The sequence below is a fragment of the Mesorhizobium sp. M4A.F.Ca.ET.050.02.1.1 genome (assembly GCF_003997725.1).
In the GTDB taxonomy this organism is placed as follows: Bacteria; Pseudomonadota; Alphaproteobacteria; order Rhizobiales; family Rhizobiaceae; genus Mesorhizobium.
Genome location: NZ_RZSG01000542.1, coordinates 1 through 4,124, shown reverse-complemented (window position 1 = coordinate 4,124; position 4,124 = coordinate 1). Strand labels below are relative to the sequence as shown.

The following is a 4,124-nucleotide window of genomic DNA, read 5'->3' as shown; positions in this document are numbered from 1 at the left end:
AGGTCAGCCCGACCGGCATGCCGATGTCGGCCATGGTGCCCATAGGCACGGTGACGGTCGGGATGCCGAGATGTCGCCACACCAGATTGCCATTGGCGACCCAGGTGCCGTTGCGCCAGGCCAGCAGCGCAGAGGCTTCGTTGACGTCGGCATCGGCCGGGCCGACATCGGCAGCGGCGGGCAGCACCACGGCGTCGAGGCTGTTGGCGTCCAGCCAGTCCTCGAAATCGACGCACCGCGTTTGCTCCAGCCCCTCGAGGCCGGCCTGCATTGTCGGGATGCGCTCGAACGGCGTCACACCCTGCTTCGCCCGCTCGACATATTCGGCGAGGTCGAAGCCGTCGTCGCCATAGCGGTCGGGCAGCGCGCCCGGCGGCTGCGGGAAGATTTTTGCGCCGTCGACCGAAGCGAGATCGGGAATCGCCGGATCGGCGTTGGCGCGCAAAAAATCGTCCCAGGACCAGATGCAAAGGTCCCAGATCTCGCGGGCGGGGAAATCCTCAGGCACCAGCCCGCGCTCAACCATGGCCTTCGCGCCGGGACGGTCGCGCTCATAGTTGGAGACGACGGGGAAGTCGACCTCGACCACCTCGGCGCCGAGTGCTTCGAGGTCGGCCGCGGCCTGCCGCCAGAGGTCGAGCACCGAGGCGCGCGTCTCGATCGGCTTTGCTGCTTGCGCGTCGCGCCCGACATACATTCTGGGCACGCCGAGCCGCTTGCCCTCGAGCGCACCCGCCAGTGCCAACCCGGCGTAGCTCGCCGGCCTCAGCGCCGAGGCTTTCGGGATCGGCACCCAGGGCTGCATGCGCCAGAGGTCGCCGCGCGTTTCGGCATCGTCGGCGACGATCACGTCGAGCAGTTCCAGCATGTCGGCGACGGAGCGCGTATGCGGCACCACCACGTCCATCGTCGGCACCAATGGCCAGTTGCCGCGCACCGAAATAATGCCGCGCGAGGGCGTGTACGCGACCAGCGCGTTGTTGGAGGCCGGCGCGCGGCCGGACGACCAGGTTTCCTCGCCGAGGCCGAAAGCGGCGAAGCTGGCGGCCGTCGCTGTGCCCGAGCCATTGGAGGAACCGGAGCCGAAAGCAGCGGTCAGATAATCCGCATTGTAAGGGCTCTCGGCGCGGCCATAGACGCCGCGCTGCATGCCGCCATTGGCCATCGGCGGCATGTTGGTGAGACCGACCAGCACCGCGCCCGCCGCGCGCAGGCGCGCTATGGTGAAGGCGTCTTCATTGGCGACGAGTTGTTCGAACGCGGGCGAGCCGGCGGCGACCGTCAGGCCCCTCACCTTGTAGCTGTCCTTGGCGGTGTAGGAGATGCCGTCGAGCGGCCCGAGTGTTTTGCCCTCACGCCGCCGTCGGTCGGAAGCCGCCGCGTCCGCGAACATGTCGGGGTTGAGCACCGGTACGGCGTTGAGCGCGATGCCGTGGCGGTCGTAGCGCGCGATACGCCGCAAGTAAGCGCCGACCAGTTCGACGCTGGTGACGGTGCCGTCCTCCAGCGCGCGGCGCAGGTCGGCGATCGAGGCTTCGACGAGGTGGAGGTCGGGCATGGTGAAGCTCGGGTGGCGTTCAGTCATCTCTGCGGGCATCTTCTTCGCAGGGGGTAGATCGAAGCTCACGCAGGTTCTCGGAAATCGCAGAGCGTTGTGGGCAATTCGTCTCACAGAGTCTTGCTGTCGAACTGGCCGTTTTCCTTCATGAGCTCCAGATGTGTCTTGGCCGCGCTGTTGCCATGCTCCGCCGCCTTGAAGAACCATTTGGCGGCTTCCGGGTAGTTCGGCTTTCCGTCGATCCCGCGATAGTAGAGCGCACCCAGACTGAACTCAGCGTCGACATTTCCAGCCTTCGCCGCTTCCAGCCACCAGGTCTCGGCCGCTTTGTCGTCTCTGGGGGTGCCTTCGCCGTTGGCATAGGCGTAAGCCACATGCATTTCGGCCGGAACGTATCCTTGCTTCGCGGACCTGAGCCACCACGCAATGGCATCCGCGTTACTCTGCAGCACACCGGCACCCCTGGAGTAGACGTTTCCAAGGGCTTCTTGGGCCATTGCGTTGCCCTGGTCCGCCGCCTTTCGCCACAGCCTGGCAGCCTTGGCCGCGTCCTTTGGCACGCCAACCCCGTCAAAGTATATCCCACCGAGTGCGAATTGCGCTAGCTCGTTGCCCTGATCCGATGCCTTGCTCAACCAGGTGAACGCCCGACTCTCATCCTTCTCCGTCCCCTGCCCGTCCCTGTATGATATGCCGACGTTGAACTGCGCGACCGCGTGGCCGTTGATGGCGGCCTTCATCCACCACTGGAAGGCCAACCTACCATCCGGCAGAAGTCCCCTGCCTTCATGATACAAGATACCGAGCAGGTACTGGGCTTCGGCATTATCCCCATTCGCCGCCTTGGCGGCCCACGTTGCGGCCAGTCGATCGTCCCGTTCTGTTCCCTCGCCAAGGGAATAAGCCCGAGCCAGATTGTAGCCAGCTTCTACATTTCCCTCCTGAGCGGCCTTGCGCCACCAATCAACTGCTTGTCCGTAGCTCTGAGCGACACCTCTGCCCTGCGCGTAAAGGCCGCCTAGAGTGGATCGCGCAAGAATGTTGCCTTGGTTGGCCGCTTTGCTCATCCAGGCGAATGCCTGGGCGTCATCCTCGCGGACGCCTTTTCCCGTGATGTAAGCGCTTGCCACCGCGTACTGCGCATCGGCCAGGCCAGCAGTGGCGGCCTTCATCCACCATTCGAATGCCAGGCGGTCGTCCTGGCCAATCCCATGGCCCCGGAAATAGAGGGTGCCTAGCAAGGCTTGACCGTTTGGCTCGCCTCTTTCAGCGGCCCTTCTCACCCACTGCACGGCAAGCTTGTCGTCTTTCTCGACACCTTCGCCGAGGTAGTAGGCGCGACCGATGCAGTAGACAGCTTCGATACTTCCCCCATCGGCCGCCTTGCGCCACCAATAGAGAGCCTGCTCATGGCTTTGCGCAACGCCTTGGCCCTGCATATACAGGCCGCCGAGGGCGTACTGCCCATTCGCGTTACCCTTGTCGGCTGATTGCGTGGCAAATTTCAGCGCCAGTTGATCGTTTTGGTCGACACCATTGCCCTGGGAATAGGCTTGGCTGAGCCAGGACGCAGCATCGGCATTTCCTTGCTCGGCCGCCTTGCCCCACCAAAAGGCCGCCAGCTTGGCATTTTGGGCGATGCCCTGGCCGTGCCAGTACATCGCTCCCAGACCGGACTGTGCGTCGGCATGTCCCATTTTGGCCAGCAGAGCGGTCTGGCGAAATTGCTCGCTATAATCCTTGGCCAAAAAAGCTGCTTGCGCCTTCCTTATGGCCGACCACTGCACATAGTAATTTCGGGCAGGTCCAAGCAGCACGAAAGCGGCGAGTAACACCAAGACGACGGGAAGAACTGTTCGTCTACGCCGCGCGGGTGGGCTGAAAACAGTTGTATCCGCCTCTGGCGTCCAGTCGTTATTGCTCAAGGTCCCCAACCCATTTGCAGCCACCAGCAATCATTAGCGCAAGCCAGGCCGTTCTGGAACATCCGCAGCTGTCGATCTTTCCGCTACTCCGGCGCGCCCGCGAACAGCACCACCCCCTCGCCGCCGGCCGCCGGCCAGTCGCGGATGGTGCGGTCGTAGCCGCCGGTGAGCAGCGTGCCGTCGGCGGCGAAGGCGACCGCGTAGATCGGGCCGGTGCCGGGGTCGAACTCGGCGATCTGGTCGCCGGTGTCCATGTTCCAGATGCGCGCCGTGCCGTCGAGCGAGACCGATGCAAGCCGCTTGCCGTCGGGGGACAGCGCGATTTCATAGACGGTGCCGGAATGGCCTTCGAAGCGGCGCACTTCCCTGAAGCTGTCCAGGTCCCAGAGCTTGATCGTGTAGTCGCCGCTGCCGGTGATCGCATGGTGCCCGTCAGCGGTGAAGACGGCGCCATAGGCGCCCTGCTCGTGCCCGTGCCAGCTGCGCAGTTGCTTGCCCGAAACAATGTCCCAGAGTTTCAGCTCGCCATCGATGCTGCCCGACAGGGCTTTCGTGCCGTCGGGCGAGACGGCGACCGAGCTCACCGACCAGTCATGGCCCGACAGCACATGCAGCACGACGCCCTTCTCGAGATCCCAGAC

3 protein-coding genes are annotated in these 4,124 nt (G+C 64.3%); all 3 read right to left on the bottom strand.

Translation table 11 applies throughout. The annotated features are described in order from the left end of the window. Positions 1–1,558 (bottom strand): amidase (locus EOA33_RS26460; RefSeq protein WP_127406975.1); only part of this gene is annotated, 1,558 nt, incomplete at its 3' end. Positions 1,559–1,668: 110 nt separating this feature from the next. After that, complete coding sequence (locus tag EOA33_RS26455) at positions 1,669–3,483, bottom strand: tetratricopeptide repeat protein (RefSeq protein ID WP_127406974.1); 1,815 nt, start codon at positions 3,481–3,483, stop codon at positions 1,669–1,671. Positions 3,484–3,566: 83 nt separating this feature from the next. Continuing rightward, the coding region (locus EOA33_RS26450) for a WD40 repeat domain-containing protein (protein WP_145989291.1) at positions 3,567–4,124 on the bottom strand (558 nt) is incomplete at its 5' end.